Raw genomic sequence first — 24,029 nt, 5'->3', positions numbered from 1 at the left:
CGCTGCGTCAGTCCTTCTTCCGCTTGCCCCGCCGTGCGGACGGGAGGGTGCGGCCCACGATCACCGTACGACGTGACGGCTTGGCGGGCACTTCCTTACGACTGAGGGCCCGGCGCACTCCGTAGCCGAACGCCGCGACCTTGACCAGCGGGCCGCCGAAGGTGGAGGCCACGGTGGTGGACAGCGCCGACGCGTTCGACGTGACTTCCTGGACGTCGGTGGCGATGGCGTCCACGCGGTCGATCTGGGTCTGCGCGGAGCGCACGGCCGTCGAGGCGTCGGCGAGCAGGGGCACGGCCTGCTCGGTCACGTCCGCGACGAGCTTGGTGGTCGCCCTGAGCGTCTGCGCCAGCCTTGCCAGCGCCACGGCCAGGAAGGACACCAGAATCGCCCAGAAGACGGCCACCAGGATCCCGGCCACCTCGCCACCGGACACCGCTCACCGCTCCCTGAGACATCGCCCTGGATCCGCTGTGGATCCCAAGGTCGTCGAACGTCGAAAAGTCGTCCTCCGACCCTATCGCGCCGGGGCCCCGGCTCCGTACCGCATTACCGCACGCGGCACTTGGGCCCGGCGGTCCACGCGGGCTCGGGCGAGCTGATTGTACGGAATGCTTACGCCTGAGTACGCTCCGTACCTCATGCGACGCCCTCAGCGCCCCGACGACCGCCGGAACGACTCCGTCCGCTCCCGCGGCTGCCCGCCCGCCACGGGGAACCTCCCGGCCGAGCTGACCGCCTTCTTCGGGCGCGGCGCCGAACTCGCGGCACTGCCCGCAGCCTTGGCCTCGGCCCGTCTGGTGACCGTGACGGGCGTCGGCGGCGTCGGCAAGTCACGGCTCGCGACGAAGGTGGCGGCGGCGGTCGCGCCGCGGGACGGGGCCTGGCTCGTGGAACTCGCGGGGGTGCGTGACCCGCATCTCGTGGAGCACGCCGTGGCCGGTGCCCTGGAGCTGACGGACCACACCAGTCGTTCACCGCGGCAGGTACTGCTCGACCGGCTGGCCGGGCGCGAACTGCTTCTCGTCGTCGACGGGTTCGAGCACCTGGTGGACGCGACGGCGTCGCTGGTGCGGGACCTGCTGCTGCGGTGTCCGGACCTGCGGGTGCTCGCGGCGGGCCGCAGACCGCTCGGCACGGCCGGTGAGCGGGTGCTTCCGCTCGCGCCGATGCCGGAGTCGGACGCGGCCGCGCTGTTCACCGACCGGGCGGCGGCGTGCCTGCCGGGCTTCGCCCCGGACGGACCCGGCCTCGACGACGTGCGGGAGCTGTGCCGCCGTCTCGACGGCATCCCGCTCGCCCTGGAGCTGGCGGCGGGTCGGCTGCGGGTGCTCTCCCCGGAGCAACTGCTCGCTCGCCTCGACGACCGGTTCCGGCTGCTCGCCGGTACGCGCCGCGACGCGCCCCCGCGGCACCAGACGCTGCGGACGGCGATCGGCTGGAGCCACGAGCTGTGCACGGCCCGCGAGCGGCTCCTCTGGGCGCGGCTCTCGGTCTTCTCCGGGCCGTTCGACCTGGAGTCGGTCGAGTACGTGTGCAGCGGTGACGGGCTGCACGCGGACGACGTCCTGGACGTCCTCGACGAGCTGGTGGCGCAGTCGGTGGTGTCCCGTGAGGAGAGCCCCACGGGGGTGCGCTACCGGATGCTCGACACGGTCCGGGCGTACGGCGCGGAGTGGCTGGAGGCGACCGGCGACGCGGCACGGATGCGGCGCAGGCACCGCGACTGGTACATGGGGCTCGCCACCTGGTGCGAGCTGGACTGGTTCTCGCCCCGGCAGGTGGAGGTCGCCACGCTCGTCGAGTGCGAGCTGCCCAATCTGCGCACCGCCCTGGAGTTCTGTCTGACCGAGCCGGACGAGACGCATCTGGGCCAGTACCTGGCGGGCACGCTGTGGTTCTGCTGGGTGGGCTGTGGGCGGCTCGCGGAGGGCAGGCACTGGCTGGAGCGGGCCGTCGAGCTGGAGGGCGCGCACGAGGAGTCGCGGCTCAAGGCGCTGTGGGTGCTCGGGTACGTGGCGATCCTGCAGGGCGACACGGTGCCCGCGCTGTGCGCGCTCCAGGAGTGCCAGGACACGGCGGAGCGCACCGGCAGCGCCGTCGCGGCGGCGTACGCGGTGCACCGCATGGGCTGTCTGGCGCTTGTCACGGACGACATGCCGCGCGCGGAGCGGCTGCTGCGCGCGGCGCTCGAGCAGTACCGGCGGATCGGGGAGCTGAACAGCAACGTCCTGATGGGCCAGGTCGAGCTGGCGATGGCGCTGGCCTTCCAGGGGTCGCTCGGGGACGCGGTGGAGCTGTGCGAGGACGCGCGCCAGGTCTGCGAGGACCACGGGGAGCGCTGGGCGCTGGCGTACGCCCTGTACGTCCTCGGCTACGCGGCCTGGACGGACGGTGAGCACGGGCGGGCGCGGGACCTGGTCACCCGGTGTCTGGACCTGGACCACGCCTTCCACGACCTGCTCGGCACGGTGCTCGCCGTGGAGCTGCTCGCCCTGTTCACGGTGGCGGAGGGCGACGCGGCGGAGGCGGCGGTGCTGCAGGGCGCCGCGGCGCGGATCTGGCCGTCGGTGGGGCTGCCGCTGTTCGGCTCGGAGCACTTCGGCGGGCCGCACGTCCTGTGCGAGACGCAGGCGCGGGAGCGGCTCGGGGACGAGCGGTACGAGGAGTGCCTGCGGGCGGGCGCCGAGCTGAGCCCCGATGTGGCGGTCTCGCGGGCGCTGCGTCGGCGCGCGGAGGCGACCGGGACGCGCCGCCCCGGCCGCGGCGAGGCACCGGGGGTGCCACGGACCCCGGAAACGCGCGAACCCGCCGTCTCCCCGACCACGCGGGGCGGGGAGACGGCGGGCTGAAGCAGGTGAGGCTACGTCCGGGTCAGCGGGCGTAGTACTCGACGACGAGCTGCTCGTCGCAGATCACGGGGATCTCCTTGCGGTTCGGCTCGCGGTCCAGGCGGAAGGCCAGGGCCTTCAGGTTCACCTGGAGGTAGCGCGGGGTCTCGCCGTCGGCGGCGAAGCCACCCTCGCGCGCGACCTCGAACAGCGGCTTCTGGCGGCTGCGCTCGCGGACCATGACGACGTCGTCCGGCTTCACGCGGAAGGACGGCTTGTCGACCTTCTGGCCGTTGACCTCGATGTGGCCGTGGACGACCATCTGCCGGGCCTGGTAGATGGTGCGGGCGATGCCCGAACGCAGGACCAGGGCGTCGAGACGACGCTCGAGCTCGATGATCAGGGCCTCACCGGTCTTGCCCTGAACCTTGGAGGCACGCTCGTAGGCGCGGACGAGCTGGCGCTCGGACACGTCGTACTGCGCGCGCAGACGCTGCTTCTCGAGCAGACGGACCTTGTAGTCCGAGTTCTGCTTGCGGCCGCGGCCGTGCTCGCCCGGCGGGTAGGGACGGGCCTCGAAGTACTTGACGGCCTTCGGGGTCAGCGCGATGCCGAGGGCACGCGACTTCTTGACCTTGGGGCGGGACTGGTTCGGCATGAACCAAACACCTCTGTTTTCTGTACGAAATCGGCTTCACCAGGGTTAGGGGAGGTCGCATCCGCAGCCTGGGAAACCCGATGGATCCGGTCGGTCGGACCCACCTGGCAGCCGCTCCCTGGTCTGGGCACTATGTGCAGCACGCGAGTGGCCCACCGACCGTGTCCCGGGATCCGGGAGGGTGGTGGGCTGCCCGCGACACCTTCGACGGTGCGCGACGCTCCTGGAACCTCCCTGCCCGGGGGCGGGGGCTCCGGCTGGATGTCCCGTTCTGGTGGTGCCGGTACGAGACCGGACACGGGACGCAGCGCTCCGAGGGATTCTACAGGGCGCTCAGGACCGCTTGCGACACAGGTGCCTCAGGAGCGCTTGCGGCCGAGGTGCTTCCTGGTCCACTCGACGGCGTCGGCGTACCGGGCCTCGGCGCCGTGCCGGGTGGGGGTGTAGTACTCGCGGTCGCGCAGGGCCTCGGGGGCGTACTCCTGTGCGGCGATGCCTTCGGGCAGGTCGTGGGGGTACACATAGCCCTGGGCGTGCCCCAGCTTGGCCGCGCCCTTGTAGTGGCCGTCGCGCAGGTGGGGCGGGACGGGGCCCGCGTGGCCCTTGCGGACGTCCTCCAGGGCGGCGCCTATGGCCGTGGTCGCGGCGTTCGACTTCGGGGCCAGGGCGAGGGCGATGGTGGCGTGGCTGAGGGTGAGGGCCGCCTCCGGGAAGCCGATCATGGCGACGGCCTGGGCGGCGGCGACGGCGGTGGGCAGGGCCGTCGGGTCGGCGAGGCCGATGTCCTCGCTGGCCGAGATCATCAGGCGGCGGGCGATGAACCGGGGGTCCTCGCCCGCCTCGATCATGCGGGCCAGATAGTGCAGGGCCGCGTCCACGTCCGAGCCGCGGATGGACTTGATCAGGGCGCTCGCGACGTCGTAGTGCTGGTCGCCCGCGCGGTCGTACTTGACCGCCGCGCGGTCGACGGACTCCTCCAGGGTCTGGAGCGTGATCTCCTGCTCACCCTTGGACAGGGCCGAGCCCGCGCCCGCTTCGAGGGCGGTGAGCGCACGGCGGGCGTCGCCGCCCGCGATCCGCAGGAGGTGCTGCTCGGCCTCCTCGGGCAGGGTGACGGCGCCGCCGAGGCCGCGCTCGTCGGTGAGGGCCCGCTTCAGGAGTCCGCGCAGGTCGTCGTCCGTGAGCGGTTCGAGGGTGAGCAGCAGGGAGCGGGACAGGAGCGGGGAGATCACGGAGAAGTACGGGTTCTCCGTCGTCGCGGCGATCAGTGTCACCCAGCGGTTCTCGACGGCGGGCAGCAGGGAGTCCTGCTGGGCCTTGCTGAAGCGGTGGATCTCGTCGAGGAAGAGGACGGTCTCCTTGCCGTGGCCGCCCATCGCGCGGCGGGCGCCGTCGATGACCGCGCGGACCTCCTTGACGCCCGCGGTGATCGCGGAGAGCTCCACGAAGCGCTTGTTCGTCGCTTTGGAGACCACGTACGCCAGGGTCGTCTTGCCGATGCCGGGCGGGCCCCAGAGGAACACCGACGACGGTCCGGCGGGCCCGCCGCCGCCTTCGACGAGCCGGCGCAGCGGCGATCCGGGCCGGAGCAGATGCTGCTGTCCGACGACTTCGTCGAGGGTGCGTGGGCGCATCCGGACGGCCAGGGGACTGCTGGACGGGTCCTTCTCCTGGCGGTCTTCGGCTGCGGCGGTGAACAGGTCGGGCTCCACGTCGAAAACCCTATGTCACCCCACTGACAACCGGCCCCGGACGCCTCGGTCCGGGCTCGGATCCGGCCTCAGACCCAGAGGTCGGAGCCCCAGCGCGTGAGGATCAGCATCGCGATGATACCGACGTGCACGACCGGCAGCGCCCAGCTGAAGTCCTCGAAGAAGGTCTTCAGCCAGCCCGGCGCGGGCAGGAAGCCCTGGCGGACGTTGAAGGCCGTGACGTACCAGAACATCAGGATCGTGGCGACCCAGGCCAGGCAGCACCACAGGCAGAGCGCGTTGATGCGGTAGAGCGACTGGAACTGCAGCCAGGTGCAGAAGCCGACGCCGAAGAGCGTGCCCGCGTTGAACGTGAGCCAGTACCAGCGCGGGAAGCGGGCGCGGCCGAGCAGGCTCATGCCGACACCGATCACGACGGCGTACGCGGCGAGGCCCAGCATCGGGTTCGGGAAGCCGAACGCCTCCGCCTGGTCGCTCTTCATGATGCTGCCGCAGGCCACGACCGGGTTGATGCTGCAGCCCGGCTGGAAGTTCGGGTCCTTCAGGAGCTCGAACTTGTCCAGCGTGATGACCCAGGAGGCGAGCAGCCCGGCGGCTCCGGTGATCACCAGGAGCAGCGCGAGCGCCCTGCTGCCACCGACGGCTCCCGGCGCGTCCTCGTGGTCCTGACCGGCCGCGGCGCCGTCCTGCACTGACATCGTTTCGCTCATCACGCCGTTCCGTCGCTCGTGGTGGCCTGCGGGCAGGGACATTGTGCCGTACGTAGCTGTGTGTCCACCGATCGGTGGACACAAGCAGATACGTATGGGGGTCCCGTCGTGTTCGCTGCGGCGGGAGGCTCATTGTCATGACAACGCATCAGCCAGCCGTCGACGTCCGTGGACTGCGCAAGAGGTACGGCGCCGTGACGGCCGTGGACGGCATCGACCTGACGGTGACGCACGGCGAGGTGTTCGGCATCCTCGGGCCGAACGGCGCGGGCAAGTCCACGACCGTCGAGATCCTCCAGGGCCACCGCACGCGCGACGGGGGCGAGGTGTCCGTCCTGGGCGCCGACCCGGCGACGGCGGACCGCGCCTGGCGGGCCCGCGTCGGCATCGTGTGGCAGGACGAGTCGGCGCCCGCCGAACTGACGGTGCGCGAGACGGTGACCCACTTCGCGCGGTACTACCCACGACCTCGCCGGCCACAGGACGTGCTGGATCTGGTCGGCCTCCAGGAGAAGGCGGACAGCCGCATCAAGGCGCTCTCGGGCGGGCAGCGCCGCCGGCTCGACGTGGCGCTCGGCATCATCGGCGACCCGAGCCTGCTGCTGCTCGACGAGCCGACGACGGGTTTCGACCCGGCCGCCCGCCGCCAGTTCTGGGACGTCATCCGGGCCCTGGCCGACGAGGGCACCACCGTCGTCCTCACCACGCACTACCTCCAGGAGGCCGAGGCCCTCGCCGACCGCCTCGCGGTGATCGCCCGGGGCCGGGTCGTGGCCGAGGGCGAGCCCGCGGCCCTGCGCCGGGAGTACGGCAGCGAGGCCGTCGTCGAGTGGACCGAGCCCGACAGCGGCCCCCGCGACCTGCGCACCACCACCCCGACCCGGACCGTCGCCGAGCTGATGAGCCGCTTCGACGGCGAGATCCCCGGCCTGCGCGTCAGCCGCCCCAGCCTGGAGGACGTGTATCTGCGCCTGACCGGACAGGAAGACGGGCCGAAGTCCGAGGAGGACGAGCGATGACCACGACGACCTCGCACGGCACACCCGGGACTCCGCGGACCCCGCGTCTCCCCGGGCGCACCCGGGCCGCGTCCGGTGCCGAGCGGCTTCCCAGCGCCTGGTGGCTGGGGCTGCACCAGGGCACGCTGGAGCTGAAGCAGTTCTTCCGCCAGCGCGAGCAGGGCGTGTTCACGTTCGCGTTCCCGGTGGTGCTGCTCTTCCTGTTCGCGTCCATCTTCAAGGGCGACGTGGAGGACGCGGGCATCACGGCGTCACAGCTGTACGTCGCCGCGATGATCGGCGCGGGCATCATGTCCATCAGCTTCCAGTCGCTCGGCATCGCCATCGCCATGGAGCGCGACGAGCAGGTGCTGCGGCGCCTGCGCGGCACCCCGATGCCACCGGTCTCGTACTTCCTCGGGAAGGTCTGGCTCGTCCTGATCACCGGCCTCCTGGAGACCCTGATCCTGCTCGCCGTCGGCGCGACGCTGTTCGACCTGGACCTGCCGACGTCCCCGGAGAAGTGGCTCACCTTCGCCTGGATCTTCGTGCTCGGTCTGACGGGCTGCGCGCTGCTCGGCGTCGCCATCAGCAGCGTCCCGCGGTCCGGCCGCAGCGCCTCGTCCGTGGTCGTCCTGCCGTTCCTGGTGCTGCAGTTCATCTCCGGTGTCTATATAGCCATCGACACGGTCCCGGACTGGATGCTCACGCTCGGTGCCCTGTTCCCGCTCAAGTGGATGTGCCAGGGCTTCCGCGGGGTGTTCCTGCCCGAGTCGGCGCAGGTACTGGAGCAGGCGGGAAGTTGGGAGTACGGGCGTATAGCGCTGGTGCTCACAGCTTGGTGCGTCGGAGGATTGGCGCTGTGTCTGTTGACCTTCCGCTGGAAAAGCCGCCGCGACGGGTGAGCGCGGAGCCCGATCCCCCAGGTAGCGACCAGTGGGACCGCGGCTTCCTGCTCTGGGACTGCTACTTCGCCGTCGTGTGGGTCGGCACGCTGGTCCTGGCGTTCACCGTCGACGGGCCCGGCGCCGCCGCCCGCCCGGCGTCGGCCGCGCTGGTCGTGCTGCTCCTCGTCTGGTACGTGATCAGCGGCCGGCCGGTGCTGCTCACCGAGGGCGCCGACCAACGTCGGGCGGTGCGCTATCTCACGGTGGCCACCACCCTGTTCGTGGCGTCCGGCGCCCTCGTCACCGAGACCCGGCTGCTGACCTTCGCCCTGGTGCCGCAGTGCTTCATCGCGCTGCGGATCCGCCGCGCACTGGTCACCCTCGTCGTGATCAATGTCGCGCCGGTGGCGGGCTGGGCGCTGCTGTGGCGCCCGGACCCACAGGACGTCTTCCTCAACTCGGTGGGTGCCGTCGTGTCCCTGGTCTTCGGCACGGCGCTCGGGACGTGGATCATCCACATCATCGCCCAGAGCCAGGAACGCGCGGACCTCATCGCGGAATTGGAGGCGAGCCGTGAGGAGGTGGCCCGTCTTTCCGCCGAGCGCGGCGCCCTCGCCGAGCGCGAGCGCATGTCCCGCGAGATCCACGACACCCTCGCCCAGGGGTTCACCAGCCTGCTGATGCTGGTCCAGGCAGTCGACGCGGAGCTGGACCACGATGTGGTGGCGGCCCGCCGCCATCTGGAGCTGATGCAGGCCACGGCCCGGCAGAACCTCGCGGAGGCCCGATCCCTGGTGGCCGGGCGCGCTCCGGACGACCTGCGCGGCGCCTCCCTCCCGGACGCTCTGCGCCGCGTCGCCGACCGCCACGGCGCCGCCGTCACGGTCATCGGCACCGCCCGGCCGCTGCCCCCCGGCCTGGAGGTCGTCGCCCTGCGCTCCTGCCAGGAGGCGCTGGCCAACGCGGCGAAGCACGCGGGCCCCGACGCCGAGGTGCGGGTCGCCCTCGACTACCGGCCGGGCGCCCTCACGCTGGCGGTCAGCGACTCGGGGCGCGGTTTCGACACCGGCGCCCACCATGAAGGCTTCGGGCTGCGCGGGCTGCGGACGCGGGCGGCCGAGGTCAGCGGCACGGCCGAGGTGGTCAGCGCTCCCGGCGGGGGCACGACGGTCACAGTCCGACTGCCGCTCCCCGAACCGGACGGCGCCCCAGAGCCCCACGGCCCGCCGGAGCCCGGCGCCACCCCCGACCCGCCCCACCGCTCCCCCGCACCCCCCGCACCCCCAGCCCCCTCCGAGGCCCCCGAGCCCGCCGCACGCCCCGCACCCGCGCCACCCACCGCGCCCACCAAGCCCTCCGCCCCCTCGGAACCCACCGAAAGGACCGCGCCGTGATCCGTGTCCTGCTCGCCGACGACCACCCCGTCGTCCGCGAAGGCCTGCGCGCCATGCTCAGCGCCGAGCCCGACCTGGACGTCGTGGCGGAGGCGGCCAACGGACCGCAGGCCGAGGCGCTCGCCGCCCGGCTGCGCCCGGACATCGTCCTGATGGACCTGCGGATGCCCGGCGGCGACGGAGCGGACGCGATCGTAAGGATGACGGAGGCGGGACTGCCGTGCCGGATCATCGTCCTGACCACGTACGAGACGGACCGTGACATCCTGCGCGCCGTCGAGGCGGGCGCGGCGGGCTATCTCCTCAAGGACCTGGCCCGCGGTGAACTCGCCGACGCGGTGCGGGCGGCGGCCCGCGGGGAGACCGTCCTCGCCCCGTCCGTGGCGGCCCGCCTCGTGGACCAGTTGCGGGCCAGACCGGAGCGGCCGCGTCTGTCGGAGCGTGAGACGGCCGTCCTGCGGCTCGTCGCGGAAGGCTGCACCAACGCCGAGATCGGCCGTCGGCTGCACATCGGCGAGTCGACGGTGAAGACGCATCTGCTGCGCGTCTTCGGCAAGTTGGAGGTGGCCGACAGGACGGCGGCGGTGACGAGCGCGATGCGGCACGGACTCCTGGAGGGCTGACCCGGGCGGGCCGACCCGGGAGCTGAGCTCGCGCGGCCCCGGGAAACGACGGAACCAGCGCCCCCTGTAAACGGCTGGGCCCCGGGCGCGCATCCGCACCCGGGGCCCAGCCACGGCATCAGCCCAGCTTGCTCTTCACCACGGCCACGACCTCGTCCACCGCGACCGCCTCCTGCTCGCCGGACTCCATGTCCTTGAGCTGGACGACGCCCTCGGCGAGATCACGCTCACCGGCGACGACGGTGAAGCGGGCGCCCGAGCGGTTGGCGTTCTTCATGGCGCCCTTGAGCCCCTTCCCGCCGTACGAGAAGTCGGCGGCGACCCCGGCCCGGCGCAGCTCCGTCACCTTGGCGAAGAGCACCCGGCGCGCCTCCTCGCCGAGCGGCACCGCGAACACGCTGGTGGCCGCGGGCAGGTCGAGGGTGACGCCCTCGGCTTCCAGGGCGAGCACCGTGCGGTCCACGCCGAGCGCCCAGCCGACGGACGGCAGCGCGGGGCCGCCGATCATCTCGGACAGGCCGTCGTAGCGCCCGCCGCCACCGACCGCGGACTGCGAGCCGAGGCCGTCGTGGACGAACTCGAAGGTGGTGCGCGTGTAGTAGTCGAGCCCGCGGACCAGCTTCGGGTCGTCCTCGTAGGCGATGCCCGCCGCAGTCAGGAGCTCGCGCACCTGCTCGTGGTACGCCTTGCAGGCGTCGCACAGGTAGTCGGCGAGCATCGGGGCGCCCACGAGCTGCTTCTGCACGTCGGCGCGCTTGTCGTCCAGGACGCGGAGCGGGTTGATGTCGATACGTCGACGTGTCTCCTCGTCCAGGTCCAGCTCGCGCAGGAAGTCCTGGAGGGCGGTGCGGTAGACGGGGCGGCACTCCTTGTCGCCGAGGGAGTTCAGCAGGATGCGGAACTCCTTCAGGCCGAGCGAGCGGTAGGCCTGGTCGGCCAGGATGATCAGCTCGGCGTCGAGCGCCGGGTCCTCCGCGCCGATCGCCTCGGCGCCGACCTGGGAGAAGTGGCGGTAGCGCCCCTTCTGCGGGCGCTCGTAGCGGTAGTACGAGCCCGAGTACCAGAGCTTGACCGGGAGGTTGCCCGCCTTGTGCAGGTTGCCCTCGAGGGCGGCGCGCAGCACGGAGGCGGTGCCTTCGGGGCGCAGCGCGAGCTTGTCGCCGCCCTTGGTCTCGAAGGCGTACATCTCTTTGGTGACGATGTCGGTCGACTCACCGACACCGCGCGCGAACAGCTCGACGTTCTCGAAGCCGGGCGTCTCGACATAGCCGTACCCGGAGTTGCGCAGCGGCGCGGCGATCGCCTCGCGGACGGCGAGGTAGGTCGCGGAAACCGGCGGCAGCAGGTCGTAGGTGCCCTTGGGGGCCTGGAAGGTACTCACGGGTTTTCTCTCGTCACATTCCTCGTCGGGGAGCGTCGGCTCCCAGGCCGGCGGCCACCTGGCGCAGATAGGGGTTGGTGGCGCGCTCACGGCCGATGGTCGTGTGCTCGTTGTGGCCGGGCAGGACCACGGTCGAGTCGTCGAGCGGCAGGCACACGCGTGCCAGCGACTCGAGCATGTCGGCGTGCGATCCGCCGGGCAGGTCGGTGCGTCCGATGGAGCCGGCGAACAGCAGGTCGCCCGAGAAGAACACCGAGGGGACCTCGGCGGACTCGGGCAGCCGGAAGGTCACCGACCCCTTCGTATGGCCCGGCGCGTGCGCGACGGAGAAGTCGAGACCGGCGAGCTTCAACTGCTCGCCGTCGGCCAGCTCCCTGAGGTCGGAGGGCTCCCCCACGGTCAGCTCGCCGAGCAGCTGCGCGCCGAAGGAGCGGCCGATGGCCTTCTCCGGGTCGCTCATCATGTACCGGTCGTCGGGGTGGATCCACGCGGGCACGTCGTGCGCGCCGCAGACGGGGACGACCGACGCGACATGGTCGATGTGGCCATGGGTGAGGATGACGGCGACGGGCTTGAGCCGATGCTTCCGGAGCGCTTCCTCGACTCCTTCGGTGGCCTGGTGCCCCGGGTCGATGATCACGCATTCCTCACCGGCGGCGGGGGCGACCAGGTAGCAGTTGGTCCCCCAGGCCCCGGCGGGAAACCCGGCAATGAGCACGATCGTCCTTCGTTTCGTCGTCCGGCGGAGGTCGCAGCGGAGATTGCGGCAGTTCAGAGCCTACCGGCGCTGCCGATTCCACAGCTAACCCATATACGGTACGGGGCACACGCGGCCGGTCACGCCGCGCGACGACGACCCAGGCGACGTACGACAGACGCGCCGACCGAGACGTACAGGGAGTGCACCCGGTGGTCAGCCAGGAACAGCGGCGCAAGCAGCTCGCGCGGGAGAAGTTCTTGCGGCAGCAGCAGCGGCGGGAGGCCGCGCGACGCCGGCGGCGGATACGCAACGCGGTGATCGCCGGTGCGGTCGCCTTGGTGGTGGCGGGCGGCGCGGTCTCGTACGCGGCGGGCGCCTTCGACGACGGGGGCTCGACGAAGGACGAGGCGGCCCCGACGCCGACGCCCAGCAAGCCGGAGGACCCCTGCGAGAAGGCCGCGCCGGGCAAGGTCAAGCCGCTCAGCTTCAAGAAGGAGCCCGCGCTCACCGTCGACAAGTCGGCCTCGTACCGGATGAAGCTGGCCACGACGTGCGGCGACATGGACATCGACATGGACGCGGCGAAGGCCCCGCACACCGTGAACTCGTTCAAGTTCCTCGTCGACAAGGGGTACTTGGACCACACGCGCTGCCACCGCCTCACCGCGGGCAACGTCAACGTCCTGCAGTGCGGCGACCCGAAGGGCACCGGCGAGGGCGACCCCGGCTACACCATTCCGGACGAGAATCTGAAGGATGAGCGGCTCAAGGGCGGGGTGTATCCGGCGGGCACGGTCGCCATGGCGAACAAGTACAAGCCGGACACGAAGAAGGGCCGTGACAGCGGCGGCAGTCAGTTCTTCCTCGTCTACCAGGACAGTCAGCTGCCGCCCGACTACACACCGTTCGGGAAGGTGTCCGACGCGGGGATGAAGGTGCTCAAGAAGATCGCTGCGGCCGGTGAGAGCAGCGGGCAGGGTGACGGCACACCGAACGCGACGGTCGTCATCGACAAGGCCACCGTCCGTAAATCCTGACCGCAGGCGGGCGAATTTCGCTCGCGCTGGATGCGGACAGCCGCCCCGCCGGTCGCCTATGTTGGCGGTGACGAAACTGTGGACGATGCCGGGGGCCCGTGGCCTTGTGCAGGCATCATGTGGAGGAGGCGCTGTGAGCAGCGACCCGTGGGGCCGCGTCGACGAGACGGGGACCGTGTACGTGCGTACGGCCGACGGCGGCGAGCGAGTGGTCGGATCGTGGCAGGCAGGATCTCCCGAGGAGGCCCTCGCCTATTTCGAGCGCAAGTACGACGGTCTGGTCGTCGAGATCGGACTTCTCGAGCGCCGGGTGAAGACGACCGACCTGTCGGCCAAGGACGCGACGACCGCCATCGACCACCTGCGCCAGCAGGTCGACGAGGCGCACGCCGTCGGCGATCTGGACGCGCTCGGCAAGCGGCTCGACAAGCTGGTCGAGACCGTCGAGGCGCGCCGTGAGGAGCGCAAGGCGCAGAAGGCCAAACAGTCGGACGAGGCGCGGCACTCCAAGGAGGCGCTGGTCGCGGAGGCCGAGGAGCTCGCGCAGAGCGAGCAGTGGCGTGCGGCCGGTGAGCGCCTGCGGGCCCTGGTGGACACGTGGAAGGGGCTGCCCCGCCTCGACCGCAAGTCCGACGACGAGCTGTGGCACCGCTTCTCGCACGCCCGCTCGGCGTTCTCCAAGCGTCGCAAGGCCCACTTCGCGTCCCTGGACGCGCAGCGCGAGGAGGCCCGCAAGGCCAAGGAGAAGCTGGTCGCGGAGGCCGAGTCGCTCTCGGGCTCGACGGACTGGGGTCCGACGGCCGCGCGCTACCGCGAGCTGATGGCCGACTGGAAGGCGGCGGGCCGCGCCCAGCGCGAGCACGAGGACGACCTGTGGAACCGCTTCCGCGGCGCCCAGGACGTGTTCTTCGCGGCGCGCAGCGCGGTGTTCGCGGAGCGCGACGCCGAACAGGGCGAGAACCTGAAGCTCAAGGAGGAGCTGGCCGACGAGGCCGAGAAGCTCGTCCCGGTGACGGACCTGAAGGCGGCCCGCGCGGCCTTCCGCTCCATCAACGAGCGCTGGGAGGCCATCGGCCACGTCCCGCGCGACGCCCGGCCGAAGGTCGAGGGCCGGATGCACGCGGTCGAGCGGGCTCTGCAGGAGTCCGAGGAGGCCGAGTGGCGCCGGACGAACCCGGAGGCGCGGGCGCGTGCCGAGGGTCTGACCGGTCAGCTCCAGGCCGCCGTGGACAAGCTCCGGGGCCAGATCGAGGCGGCGCGCACGGCGGGCAACACCGCCAAGGCCGACAAGCTCCAGAAGGAGCTGGACGGCCGTCAGGCGCTGCTCGACCAGGCACTGAAGGGCCTGCAGGAGTTCGGCGGCTGAGCCCCTCTTTGCGGCTAAACCGCCGCCGCTCTCGCGGAGCTGGTTACTCGCCGCTGTGGTTCCTCAATTGATGGCTGATGTGCCATCACACGAAAACGGCTCCGGTGCAGACGCACCGGAGCCGTTTTCGTCGCAGGGCCTACGGCCGTCGCGCCGACGTCACCCGGTACACGTCGTAGACGCCCTCGACTCCCCTGACCGCCTTGAGCACATGGCCCAGGTGCTTGGGGTCGCCCATCTCGAAGGTGAAGCGGGAGGTGGCGACCCGGTCGCGGGAGGTCTGCACGGCCGCGGACAGGATGTTGACGTGCTGGTCGGAGAGGATGCGCGTGACGTCCGAGAGCAGCCGGGACCGGTCCAGGGCCTCCACCTGGATGGCCACCAGGAAGACCGACGACTGCGTGGGCGCCCACTCGACCTCGAGGATGCGCTCCGGCTCACGGGACAGCGAGTCCACGTTCACGCAGTCGCTGCGGTGAACCGATACGCCACTGCCGCGCGTGACGAAGCCGATGATGGGGTCGCCCGGCACCGGCGTGCAGCAGCGGGCCAGCTTGACCCACACGTCGTCGACGCCCTTGACGACGACTCCGGGGTCGGCGTTGGAGCGGCGCTTGGACCGGCTGCGCGAGGGCGGCGCGCTCTCGGCGATGTCCTCGTTGGCGGCCTCCTCGCCGCCGAGCGCCTGGACGAGCTTCTGCACGACGCTCTGCGCGGTGACGTGGCCCTCGCCGATCGCCGCGTACAGCGAGGAGATGTCGGGGTAGCGCATCTCGTGCGCGAGGGTGACCAGGGAGTCGCCGGTGAGGATGCGCTGGATCGGCAGGTTCTGCTTGCGCATGGCGCGCGCGATGGCGTCCTTGCCCTGCTCGATGGCCTCCTCGCGGCGCTCCTTGGAGAACCAGGCGCGGATCTTGTTGCGGGCCCGCGGCGACTTGACGAAGCCGAGCCAGTCGCGGGACGGGCCCGCCCCCGCGGCCTTGGAGGTGAAGACCTCCACCAGGTCGCCGTTGTCCAGGGTCGATTCGAGCGGCACGAGCCGTCCGTTGACCCGGGCGCCTATGGTGCGGTGGCCGACCTCGGTGTGCACCGCGTACGAGAAGTCGACCGGGGTCGCGCCCGCCGGGAGGGCGATGACGTCGCCCTTCGGCGTGAAGACGAAGACCTCGTTGCGCGACAGGTCGAAGCGCAGGGACTCCAGGAACTCGCTGGGGTCCTCGGTCTCCTTCTGCCAGTCCAGGAGCTGGCGCAGCCACGCCATGTCGTTGAGGTGGTCGTCCTTGCCGGTCTTCTTCGGCACGTCCGTGCGCACCTTGGAGGCGCCGGCGACGGCCTCCTGCTTGTACTTCCAGTGCGCGGCGATGCCGTACTCGGCGCGGCGGTGCATGTCGAACGTGCGGATCTGCAGCTCGACGGGCTTGCCGTTGGGGCCGATGACCGTCGTGTGCAGCGACTGGTACATGTTGAACTTGGGCATCGCGATGTAGTCCTTGAACCGGCCGGGAACCGGGTTCCATCGCGCGTGGACGGTGCCGAGGGCCGCGTAGCAGTCGCGGACGGTGTCCACGAGGACGCGGATGCCGACCAGGTCGTAGATCTCCGCGAAGTCACGGCCGCGGACGATCATCTTCTGGTAGACGCTGTAGTAGTGCTTGGGCCGCCCGGTGACGGTGGCCTTGATGCGGGCGGCGCGCAGGTCGGCCTGGACCTCGTCGGTCACTATGGCCAGGTACTCGTCGCGCTTGGGGGCGCGCTCGGCCACCAGACGCACGATCTCGTCGTACATCTTGGGGTAGAGGATCGCGAAGGCGAGGTCCTCCAGCTCCCATTTGATGGTGTTCATGCCCAGGCGGTGCGCGAGCGGAGCGTAGATCTCCAGCGTCTCGCGGGCCTTCTTCTCCTGCTTCTCGCGCTTGAGGTAGCGCATCGTGCGCATGTTGTGCAGGCGGTCGGCGAGCTTGATGACCAGGACGCGGGGGTCCTTGGCCATGGCGACGACCATCTTGCGCACGGTCTCGGCCTGCGCGGCCTCGCCGAACTTGACCTTGTCGAGCTTGGTGACGCCGTCGACGAGCAGCGCGACCTGGTCGCCGAAGTCGCGGCGCAGGGTGTCGAGGCCGTACTCGGTGTCCTCGACGGTGTCGTGCAGCAGGCCCGCCATCAGGGTCGCGGGGTCCATGCCCAGCTCGGCGAGGATGGTGGTGACGGCGAGGGGGTGCGTGATGTACGGGTCGCCGCTCTTGCGCTTCTGGCCGCGGTGCCAGCGCTCGGCGACCTGGTAGGCGCGCTCGATCTGGCGCAGCGTGGCCGTCTCGATCTTCGGGTCGTTGCTGCGCACTATGCGCAGCAGCGGTTCCAGGACCGGGTTGTACGGGTTGGAGCGCTGGACGCCGAGGCGGGCGAGGCGGGCGCGCACGCGGTTGGAGGAGCCGGAGCGCTCGGCCTTGCCGCTGACGGGGGGCTTGCTCGGGGCGGAGGTACGGCCGGGGACCGGGCGGACCGGCGGGGCGGCGGGCACCGGCGGGGCGGGCTGCGGCTCGGCCGGCGGCTTGGGGCGGGTCTGCTCGGCCGCCCGCGTCTCGGCCGGTCGCGGAGCACCCTGCTCGCCCTGCGCGGACGTCCCGCCGGGCGCGCTCGGTGCCTTCTTCGCGGGCGCGACAGCGGGCGCCGCGGCCCGCTCGGCCTGCTGGGCGGACTTGGCGGCGGCAAGTGGCTGGGACTCGTCTGGCAAGAGCGCTCCCTGTGCGCGATCGGGTCCCCCGGTGAGGTCCCGAAGTGCCCATGGTATCGATCCTGGGCCGACGGCTCGCCCTCGGCCGGTGAGACGGCTCTGTACTGGAGAAACACCAGAGGCGGGCGCCGGATTCCGCCGGGCCCGCCTCTTACGCCGCTGGAGTGATGCGGGAGTGCCCGGACCGGCCGCCGGCGGCCGGGCACTCCCGTCAGGGCCTCTCGCGCCCTCTCACGCCCCTTCTCGGAGGGCTCAGACCGTGAGCAGGGCCTCCAGGGGCGCGCCGTCCAGAGCGGGATTCAGCCGCTCGCGGCCGTTCAGGAAGCCCAGCTCCATCAGGACCGCCACACCGGCTACCTGGGCCCCGGCACGGCGGATGAGCCGCAGCGAGGCCTCGGCGGTGCCGCCGGTGGCGAGGACGTCGTCGATGACCATGACGCGGTCGTCGGGCTTGAGGTCCTCGGCGTGCACCTCGATCTCCGCGCTGCCGTACTCCAGGTCGTAGCGCTGGCTGAGGGTCGCTCCGGGGAGCTTGCCCGCCTTGCGTACGGGAATGAAGCCGACCCCGGCCTTCAGCGCGACGGGGGCGCCCAGGATGAACCCGCGCGCCTCCAGGCCGACGACCTTGGTGGCCCCGTGCCGCACGCTCAGGTCGGCGAGGGCGCCGGTCAGAGCGGTGAACGCGGCCGGGTCCGCGAGCAGCGGCGTGATGTCCTTGAACAGCACGCCGGGCTCGGGGTAGTCCGGCACGTCACGGATGCGGCTCAGGAGCAGCGCGTTGACGTCGACCAGCTCGGTCATCGGCGCTTCCCCGACGGGCGGCCGCGACCGCGGTTGCGGGCGGGCTGCGAACGGGGACCCGAGCGCGGGCCGACCACGGCCGGGGCTGCGTCCGCGGAGTCCTCGTCGGGCTCCGCGGCACCGTCGTCGGGGTTCGCGTCCGCGGACACCGGGGTCTCGGCGGACTCGCCCTTGGCGGCGGCCGCCCTGCGCTTGGCGAGCACCCGCTTCTTGAGCGCCTTCATCTGCGGCTCGGTCTCCTTGAGATCGGCGACCAGCGGGGTCGCGATGAAGATCGAGGAGTACGCGCCCGCGGCGAGGCCGACGAACAGCGACAGCGAGATGTCGTTCAGCATGCCCGCGCCGAGGAACCCGCCACCGATGAACAGCAGACCGGCGACCGGCAACAGCGCCACCACCGTGGTGTTGATGGAACGCACCAGGGTGCTGTTGATCGAGCGGTTGGCGACCTCGCTGTAGGTGAAGCGGGTCTGCTTGGCGAGGTCCTTCGACTGTTCCTTGAGGCTGTCGAAGACCACGACCGTGTCGTACAGCGAATAACCGAGGATGGTCAGCAGACCGATCACCGTGCCCGGTGTGACCTCGAAGCCCACGAGGGCGTACACACCCACGGTGATGGTGATGTCGTGGATGAGCGCGATGAGGGCGGCGAGCGCCATGCGCCACTCGAAGGCGATCGCCAGATAGATCACGACCAGGACCATGAAGATCGCCAGGCCCTGCCAGGCCTTGTTGGCGATCTGTTCGCCCCAGCTCGGACCCACCAGGTCCGCGTTGATGTCGTCGGCCTTCATGTCGAGCTCCTTGGCGAGCTCGGCCTTGATCTGGTCGGACTTGGCGGTGTCCACACCGGCGATCTGAATGCGCAGGGTGTCGTTGCCGAGCTTCTGCACGAGCGCGTCGTGGCCGGAGGTCTCTTCCGCGACCTCTTCCGCCTTGGCGACCGACACGCTGGTCTTCGGCGTGTTGAAGACGGCGCCGCCCTCGAACTCGATGCCCATGTTCAGGCCCCGCACCGCCAGGCCGACGATGGCCGTGATGGTGATCAGGATCGAGATGCCGTACCAGATCTTGCGCTTGCCGACGAAGTCGTAGCCGACCTCGCCGCGGTAGAGCCGGGCGCCGAGATCTCCGAGTTTCGACATCTCACGCCTCCTTCGGGGTCGGGTCGACGGGGGCGGCGGTCGCGGCGGCGCGCGAGCGGCGCAGCGGCGGCTTGGCGCCAAGACGCTTCGGGTCGAGTCCGGACCACTTGCCGCCGCCCGCGAAGAACTTCTTGCGGGCCATGATCGTCATCAGTGGCTTGGTGAAGAAGAACACCACGACGACGTCGAGCAGCGTGGTCAGACCCAGCGTGAACGCGAAGCCCTGGACCTTGCCCACGGTGACGACGAAGAGCACCGCGGCGGCGAGGAAGGACACGAAGTCGGACACCAGGATGGTGCGCCGGGCCCGCGGCCAGGCGCGCTCGACGGCGGGCCGCAGCGTGCGGCCCTCGCGGATCTCGTCCCTTATGCGTTCGAAGTAGACGATGAACGAGTCGGCGGTGATACCGATGGCGACGATGGCACCACAGACCGCGGGCAGGTTCAGCGCGAACTTAATCGTCGGGCCGAGCAGCGTCATGATCGTGTACGTCAGCGCCGCGGAGACGCCGAGGGACGCGATGGCGATGAAGGCCAGGCCGCGGTAGTACGCGACCATGTAGACGATGACGAGCGCGAGGCCGATGGCGCCGGCGATGAGACCGGCGCGCAGCTGCTCGCCGCCGAGGGCCGCGCTGACCGTGGTGACGCTCTGCTCCTTGAAGGTCAGCGGAAGCGCGCCGTACGACAGGATGTTGGCCAGGTCCTTGGCCTCGTCCTGGGTGAAGCTTCCGGAGATCTCGGCCTCGCCGGAGGTCAGCGCCTGCTTGACGTAAGGCGCGGAGACGACCTCGCCGTCCATCACGATGCCGAACTCGTTCTGCGGCGGCTGCTGGCTGGCGAGCTTGCCCGTGATGTCACCGAACTGCTTCGTGCCCTTGCCGGTGAACTTCATCGTGACCTTCCAGCCAGCGGCACCCTGGGTGTCGTAGACGGCCTTCGCGTCATCGACCTCCTTGCCGTTGACCTCGGAGGGTCCGAGGATGAACTTGTCCCAGCCCTTGCCGTCGCTGCTCTTGCCGCAGGCCACGACCGGGTCGGTGGGCTTGACGCCCTCCTTGACCTTCAGGCGGGCCTTCTCGTCGGTGCAGTCGAGCTTGGTGAACTGCTCCTGGAGCTTGGCGGTGGGGTCGGCAGGCGGCGTCGGGGCCTTCTTGCCGTCGTCCTTGCCCTTGTCCCCCTGGTCGCCCTTGTCCTTGGCGTCGCCCGTGGGCGTCCCGGACGGGGTCGGCTCGTCCTTCAGGCCGTCGGTGACGGAACGGCCCTGGGTCGTCGGCGTCCCGGTCGGCGAGGTGGCCTTGTCCTGGGGCTTCTCGCTCTCCTTGGACTGGTCGCCCTTGTCGCCCTTGCCGTCCTTGTCGCCCTTGCCGTCCTTGTCGGAGGACGACGGCTTCGGCTTCGGCTCCTCGGCCTGCCCGGTGCTGGGCTGCTGGGCGAGGACGGGCCGGAAGTACAGCTGGGCGGTCGTACCGACCTGCTCCCGTGCCTGCTTGGCGTTGGTGCCCTTGGGGATGTTGACGATGATGTTCCGGTCGCCCTGGGTCTGCACCTCGGCTTCGGAGACACCCAGACCGTTGACACGGTTGTTGATGATGCCAACAGCCGTGTTCAGGTTGGTCTGGTTGATCGCGTTCTTCTGACCCGGCTCGTTCTTCGCCTCGAGCGTGATGCTCGTACCCCCGGCGAGGTCGATGCCCAGGCGGGGGGTGGTGTGCCCGGAGAGGAACATCCCTCCGGTGAGCGCCACCAGGGCGATCATGATCAGGACCAGGGTGCGGCCCGGTTTCCCCTGGGCGGCCTGCCTACGGCCCTTCTTGGGTGCTGCCACCTTCTCGTTCTCCCTGTCCAACCGTCCGGCCTGCGGGGTGCCCCCTCGTCACCTGCGCTGAGCGGAGGCCTGAGCGGGAGAGGCCCCGGGCGGGCGGCCATGAAGTTATGTCGAGACGCGGCGCGAAATCACCTGGAGCGGGGGCCGCGGTGCGCGAGCGGGCGCACGGCGGACCCCCGGCCGTGACTACTTCGCGCCGGACTCGCCGTCGGTCTTCTTCGGCTCTGCGTCCGCTGCCTCGGGGGCCTCGTCGGCCGTGTCCTTCTTGCCGAGGTCGATGCGCGAGTCGTCCGAAGCGTCCGCGGCCTCGTCGGTCTCGGTGAGGGAGGAGGCGTCGTCGGGCACCACGGGGGCGTCCTCGGACTTCAGGTCGTCGTCCTCGATGCCGTGAACGATGCGGTTGTACTCGTCGTCGTCGAGGACGGCGCCGATGGAGTTCTTCGCGTACATCGCGTGGACGCCGGGGGCCACCTCGAGGAGGACCGCGTCGTCGTGGACCTCCTTGACGGTGGCGTACATGCCTCCGATCGTGCGGATGCCGGTGCCAGGCGTCATCTCGTTGCGCATCTGGGCGGCCGCCTGCTGCTTCCGCTTGGCGGACCGGGTCATCAGGAACATGGCCCCGATGAGCACGATGAAGGGGAGGAGGGTCACGATATTCACGGGACGGAGTTTCCTTCGCACGACCGCGTTCTGTGGGCGGCCTGATGGATGGGGGTGGGCGGCGCCGCCCACAAGGGCGGCATCGGCGGAGTCTAAGCGAGTCCGCACCATACGAACAACGCTCAGCATGGCACCGCAGTTCCGGATGGTGCGACTCTCCGCGCCGCCTCTTGCTCAGGTCACGACCCGAACAAGTCCTGTTGTCCAGTTCCCGCTCCCTGCCGGGGCGGTACGAGACCCAGATGGGCCCATGCGGCGGGCGTCCCCACCCGGCCCCGGGGCGTCCGGGCGAGCAGCCCCTCCCGGACGAGGAAGGGCTCGGCCACCTCCTCCACGGTCTCCCGCTCCTCCCCCACCGCGACGGCGAGGGTGGACAGGCCGACGGGGCCGCCGCCGAACAGCTTCAGGAGGGCTTCGAGGACCGCGCGGTCCAGGCGGTCGAGGCCGCGGGCGTCGACCTCGTAGACGCTGAGGGCCGCGCCCGCGATCTCGCGGTTGATCACGCCGTCGGCCTTGACCTGCGCGTAGTCGCGGACGCGGCGCAGCAGGCGGTTGGCGATGCGGGGGGTGCCGCGGGAGCGGCCCGCGATCTCGGCGGCGCCGTCGGTGTCGATGGCCACGTCGAGCAGGTTCGCGGAGCGGTGGATGACGCGCTCCAGCTCGGCCGGTTCGTAGAACTCCATGTGGGCCGTGAAGCCGAAGCGGTCGCGCAGGGGCGGCGGGAGCAGGCCCGCGCGCGTGGTGGCGCCGACGAGCGTGAAGGGCGGCAGTTCGAGCGGGATGGCGGTGGCGCCCGGGCCCTTGCCGACGATCACGTCGACACGGAAGTCCTCCATGGCCATGTACAGCATCTCCTCGGCGGGCCGGGACATGCGGTGGATCTCGTCGAGGAAGAGGACCTCGCCCTCCTGGAGGGAGGACAGGATGGCCGCGAGGTCGCCGGCGTGCTGGATGGCCGGGCCGCTGGTGATGCGGATCGGGGCGCCCATCTCGGCGGCGATGATCATCGAGAGAGTGGTCTTGCCGAGGCCGGGGGCGCCGGAGAGCAGCACGTGGTCGGCGGTGGCGCCGCGCGCGCGGGCGGCGCGCAGGACCAGGTCGAGCTGCTCCCTGACCTTCTCCTGGCCGATGAACTCGCCCAGGTCCTTGGGGCGCAGGGCGGCCTCGACGGCCTGGTCCTCGCCGTCGGCCGACGCACCGACCAGCCGCTCGGCCGCCCCGGCGGCGTCGTCGGTCGTGTCGTCCCAGTTCATGCGGTGTGCCTCGCGATGCGGTTCGGGGGTGGCTGTCGGGGGTGGCTAGCGGGTGCGGTTCAGGGTCTGGAGTGCGGCCTTCAGGAGCCGGCCGACCTGTGGCGACTCCATGGCCTCGGCCTGCGGGGCGACGGCGGTGACGGCCTCGTCGGCCTCCCGCGTCGCGTATCCCAGGCCGATCAGGGCGGCGTGCAGCTGGTCGCGCCAGCCCTGGGTGACGGGGGTGCCGACGGCGGGGCCACCGGTGCCGAGCGGCTCGCCGAGGCGGTCCTTCAGCTCCAGGAGCAGCTTCTGGGCGCCCTTCTTGCCGATGCCGGGCACGGCCGTGAGGGACTTCTCGTCGCCCGTGGAGACCGCACGGCGCAGGGCGTCCGGGCTGTGCACGGCGAGCATCGCCTGCGCGAGCCGGGGGCCGACGCCGCTCGCGGTCTGGAGCAGCTCGAAGGTCTGGCGCTCGTCGTCGTCCGCGAAGCCGTACAGCGTGAGGGAGTCCTCGCGCACGACCAGGGACGTGGCGAGCTTGGCCTCCTGGCCCACTCGGAGCGTGGAGAGGGTGTTCGGCGTGCACTGGACGGCCATGCCGACGCCCCCCACTTCGACCACGGCGGTGTCCGGGGCGAGGGCGGCCACCGGGCCGCTGACGAAGGCGATCATGGCGTACGGCCTTTCGGTGCTTGCTGGGCTTGCGGGGCTGGCTGGGCTTGCGGGGCTCGCTGGGCTCGGTGCGACTGCTGGGCGGTCGTGATCCGCTGGGTCTGCTGGGCATGCCGGGCGGTCGCCTGCTGGAGGCGGTTCTGGGCCACGGCCTGCTGGAGGCGGTTCTGGGCGGGGGCGCGCCAGATGTGGCAGATGGCGAGGGCGAGGGCGTCGGCGGCGTCGGCGGGCCTGGGCGGCGCGTCGAGGCGAAGGAGGCGGGTCACCATCGCGCCGACCTGGGCCTTGTCCGCGCGGCCGCTGCCGGTGACGGCGGCCTTGACCTCGCTGGGGGTGTGCAGGGCGACGGGGATGCCGCGGCGCGAGGCGCACAGCATGGCGACGGCGCTGGCCTGGGCGGTGCCCATGACCGTACGCACGTTGTGCTGGCTGAACACGCGCTCCACGGCGAGGACTTCGGGCCGGTGCCGGTCGAGCCACTCCTCGATGCCCTGCTCGATGGCGACGAGGCGGTGGCCGAGATCCGCGTCGGCGGGGGTGCGCACGACGCCGACGCCGCGCATGGTCAGGGGCCGCCCCGCGACGCCCTCGACCACCCCCACGCCGCACCGGGTCAGCCCCGGGTCAACGCCCAGTACCCGCACGCCGCTCCCCCTC

Annotated in this window: 21 protein-coding genes; 7 read left to right on the top strand and 14 right to left on the bottom strand. The window is 71.2% G+C overall.

Annotation, left to right across the window (positions count from 1 at the left end; genetic code table 11):
* Positions 1-7: 7 nt before the first annotated feature.
* Positions 8-436: a DUF948 domain-containing protein gene (locus QUY26_RS33605; RefSeq protein ID WP_030360489.1), complete on the bottom strand. Its 429-nt coding sequence runs from the start codon at positions 434-436 to the stop codon at positions 8-10.
* A 205-nt stretch (positions 437-641) separates the two neighbouring features.
* Between QUY26_RS33605 and QUY26_RS33600 the strand changes: the two genes are divergently transcribed.
* Positions 642-2,852, top strand: coding sequence for an ATP-binding protein (locus QUY26_RS33600; protein WP_289953493.1), 2,211 nt, complete (start codon positions 642-644; stop codon positions 2,850-2,852).
* Between the two features lie 22 nt (positions 2,853-2,874).
* Here QUY26_RS33600 and rpsD read toward each other — a convergent pair whose 3' ends face one another.
* The 3 genes from rpsD to QUY26_RS33585 form a co-directional block, all read right to left on the bottom strand.
* Positions 2,875-3,489 (bottom strand): 30S ribosomal protein S4, encoded by a 615-nt coding sequence (rpsD, locus tag QUY26_RS33595; protein WP_289953492.1) that lies wholly within the window; start codon positions 3,487-3,489, stop codon positions 2,875-2,877.
* 359 nt (positions 3,490-3,848) lie between these two features.
* Positions 3,849-5,201, bottom strand: a complete 1,353-nt coding sequence (locus QUY26_RS33590) for a replication-associated recombination protein A (protein WP_289953491.1) — start codon at positions 5,199-5,201, stop codon at positions 3,849-3,851.
* 68 nt (positions 5,202-5,269) lie between these two features.
* Entirely contained in the window at positions 5,270-5,899 is a 630-nt protein-coding gene (locus QUY26_RS33585) for a vitamin K epoxide reductase family protein (protein WP_289953490.1), read from the bottom strand.
* Between the two features lie 149 nt (positions 5,900-6,048).
* On the opposite strand from QUY26_RS33585, the gene QUY26_RS33580 reads away from it, so the two are divergent.
* Genes QUY26_RS33580 through QUY26_RS33565 form a run of 4 tightly spaced genes read left to right on the top strand, consistent with a single transcriptional unit; the run spans position 6,049 to position 9,813 of the window.
* Positions 6,049-6,930, top strand: a complete 882-nt coding sequence (locus QUY26_RS33580; protein WP_289953489.1) for an ABC transporter ATP-binding protein — start codon at positions 6,049-6,051, stop codon at positions 6,928-6,930.
* Positions 6,927-7,814, top strand: coding sequence for an ABC transporter permease (locus QUY26_RS33575; RefSeq protein ID WP_289953488.1), 888 nt, complete (start codon positions 6,927-6,929; stop codon positions 7,812-7,814). Before QUY26_RS33580 ends, QUY26_RS33575 begins: the two co-directional genes overlap by 4 nt.
* Positions 7,772-9,190 carry a sensor histidine kinase gene (locus QUY26_RS33570; protein ID WP_289953487.1) on the top strand — a complete coding sequence of 473 codons (1,419 nt, stop codon included), beginning with the start codon at positions 7,772-7,774 and terminating at the stop codon, positions 9,188-9,190. Before QUY26_RS33575 ends, QUY26_RS33570 begins: the two co-directional genes overlap by 43 nt.
* Positions 9,187-9,813: a response regulator gene (locus tag QUY26_RS33565; RefSeq protein WP_087883319.1), complete on the top strand. Its 627-nt coding sequence runs from the start codon at positions 9,187-9,189 to the stop codon at positions 9,811-9,813. The genes QUY26_RS33570 and QUY26_RS33565 overlap by 4 nt, the downstream gene beginning before the upstream one ends.
* A gap of 118 nt (positions 9,814-9,931) precedes the next feature.
* Here QUY26_RS33565 and hisS read toward each other — a convergent pair whose 3' ends face one another.
* Together hisS and QUY26_RS33555 are read right to left on the bottom strand one after the other, a co-directional pair.
* The gene (gene hisS / locus QUY26_RS33560; RefSeq protein ID WP_289953486.1) at positions 9,932-11,194 is read right to left on the bottom strand and encodes a histidine--tRNA ligase; all 1,263 of its coding nucleotides are present in this window, start codon (positions 11,192-11,194) and stop codon (positions 9,932-9,934) included.
* A 13-nt stretch (positions 11,195-11,207) separates the two neighbouring features.
* Positions 11,208-11,912, bottom strand: coding sequence for an MBL fold metallo-hydrolase (locus tag QUY26_RS33555; RefSeq protein WP_289953485.1), 705 nt, complete (start codon positions 11,910-11,912; stop codon positions 11,208-11,210).
* A gap of 191 nt (positions 11,913-12,103) precedes the next feature.
* On the opposite strand from QUY26_RS33555, the gene QUY26_RS33550 reads away from it, so the two are divergent.
* Both QUY26_RS33550 and QUY26_RS33545 read left to right on the top strand, forming a co-directional pair.
* Positions 12,104-12,931, top strand: coding sequence for a peptidylprolyl isomerase (locus QUY26_RS33550; RefSeq protein ID WP_289953484.1), 828 nt, complete (start codon positions 12,104-12,106; stop codon positions 12,929-12,931).
* 133 nt (positions 12,932-13,064) lie between these two features.
* Positions 13,065-14,297 (top strand): DUF349 domain-containing protein, encoded by a 1,233-nt coding sequence (locus tag QUY26_RS33545; RefSeq protein ID WP_289953483.1) that lies wholly within the window; start codon positions 13,065-13,067, stop codon positions 14,295-14,297.
* A gap of 139 nt (positions 14,298-14,436) precedes the next feature.
* Here the strand turns inward: QUY26_RS33545 and QUY26_RS33540 are convergent, their stop codons facing one another.
* The 8 genes from QUY26_RS33540 to ruvC all read right to left on the bottom strand — a co-directional run bounded on the left by QUY26_RS33540 (position 14,437) and on the right by ruvC (position 24,016).
* Complete coding sequence (locus tag QUY26_RS33540; protein ID WP_289953482.1) at positions 14,437-17,028, bottom strand: RelA/SpoT family protein; 2,592 nt, start codon at positions 17,026-17,028, stop codon at positions 14,437-14,439.
* A 252-nt stretch (positions 17,029-17,280) separates the two neighbouring features.
* Entirely contained in the window at positions 17,281-17,829 is a 549-nt protein-coding gene (locus tag QUY26_RS33535; protein WP_289953481.1) for an adenine phosphoribosyltransferase, read from the bottom strand.
* Positions 17,826-18,974, bottom strand: a complete 1,149-nt coding sequence (secF, locus tag QUY26_RS33530) for a protein translocase subunit SecF (protein ID WP_289953480.1) — start codon at positions 18,972-18,974, stop codon at positions 17,826-17,828. The genes QUY26_RS33535 and secF overlap by 4 nt, the downstream gene beginning before the upstream one ends.
* A 1-nt stretch (position 18,975) precedes the next feature.
* On the bottom strand, positions 18,976-20,802 hold the full coding sequence (gene secD, locus QUY26_RS33525) for a protein translocase subunit SecD (RefSeq protein WP_289953479.1): 1,827 nt from the start codon (positions 20,800-20,802) through the stop codon (positions 18,976-18,978).
* A 186-nt stretch (positions 20,803-20,988) separates the two neighbouring features.
* The gene (gene yajC, locus QUY26_RS33520; protein WP_289953478.1) at positions 20,989-21,465 is read right to left on the bottom strand and encodes a preprotein translocase subunit YajC; all 477 of its coding nucleotides are present in this window, start codon (positions 21,463-21,465) and stop codon (positions 20,989-20,991) included.
* A 179-nt stretch (positions 21,466-21,644) separates the two neighbouring features.
* The gene (gene ruvB / locus QUY26_RS33515) at positions 21,645-22,718 is read right to left on the bottom strand and encodes a Holliday junction branch migration DNA helicase RuvB (RefSeq protein ID WP_030360506.1); all 1,074 of its coding nucleotides are present in this window, start codon (positions 22,716-22,718) and stop codon (positions 21,645-21,647) included.
* Positions 22,719-22,763: 45 nt separating this feature from the next.
* Positions 22,764-23,372 (bottom strand): Holliday junction branch migration protein RuvA, encoded by a 609-nt coding sequence (ruvA, locus tag QUY26_RS33510; protein ID WP_289953477.1) that lies wholly within the window; start codon positions 23,370-23,372, stop codon positions 22,764-22,766.
* The gene (ruvC, locus tag QUY26_RS33505; protein WP_289953476.1) at positions 23,369-24,016 is read right to left on the bottom strand and encodes a crossover junction endodeoxyribonuclease RuvC; all 648 of its coding nucleotides are present in this window, start codon (positions 24,014-24,016) and stop codon (positions 23,369-23,371) included. Before ruvC ends, ruvA begins: the two co-directional genes overlap by 4 nt.
* Positions 24,017-24,029 lie beyond the last annotated feature (13 nt).

The sequence above is a fragment of the Streptomyces flavofungini genome (genome assembly GCF_030388665.1).
GTDB classification, from domain to species: Bacteria; Actinomycetota; Actinomycetes; order Streptomycetales; family Streptomycetaceae; genus Streptomyces; species Streptomyces flavofungini_A.
This window is presented reverse-complemented; position numbering and strand designations above follow the sequence as displayed.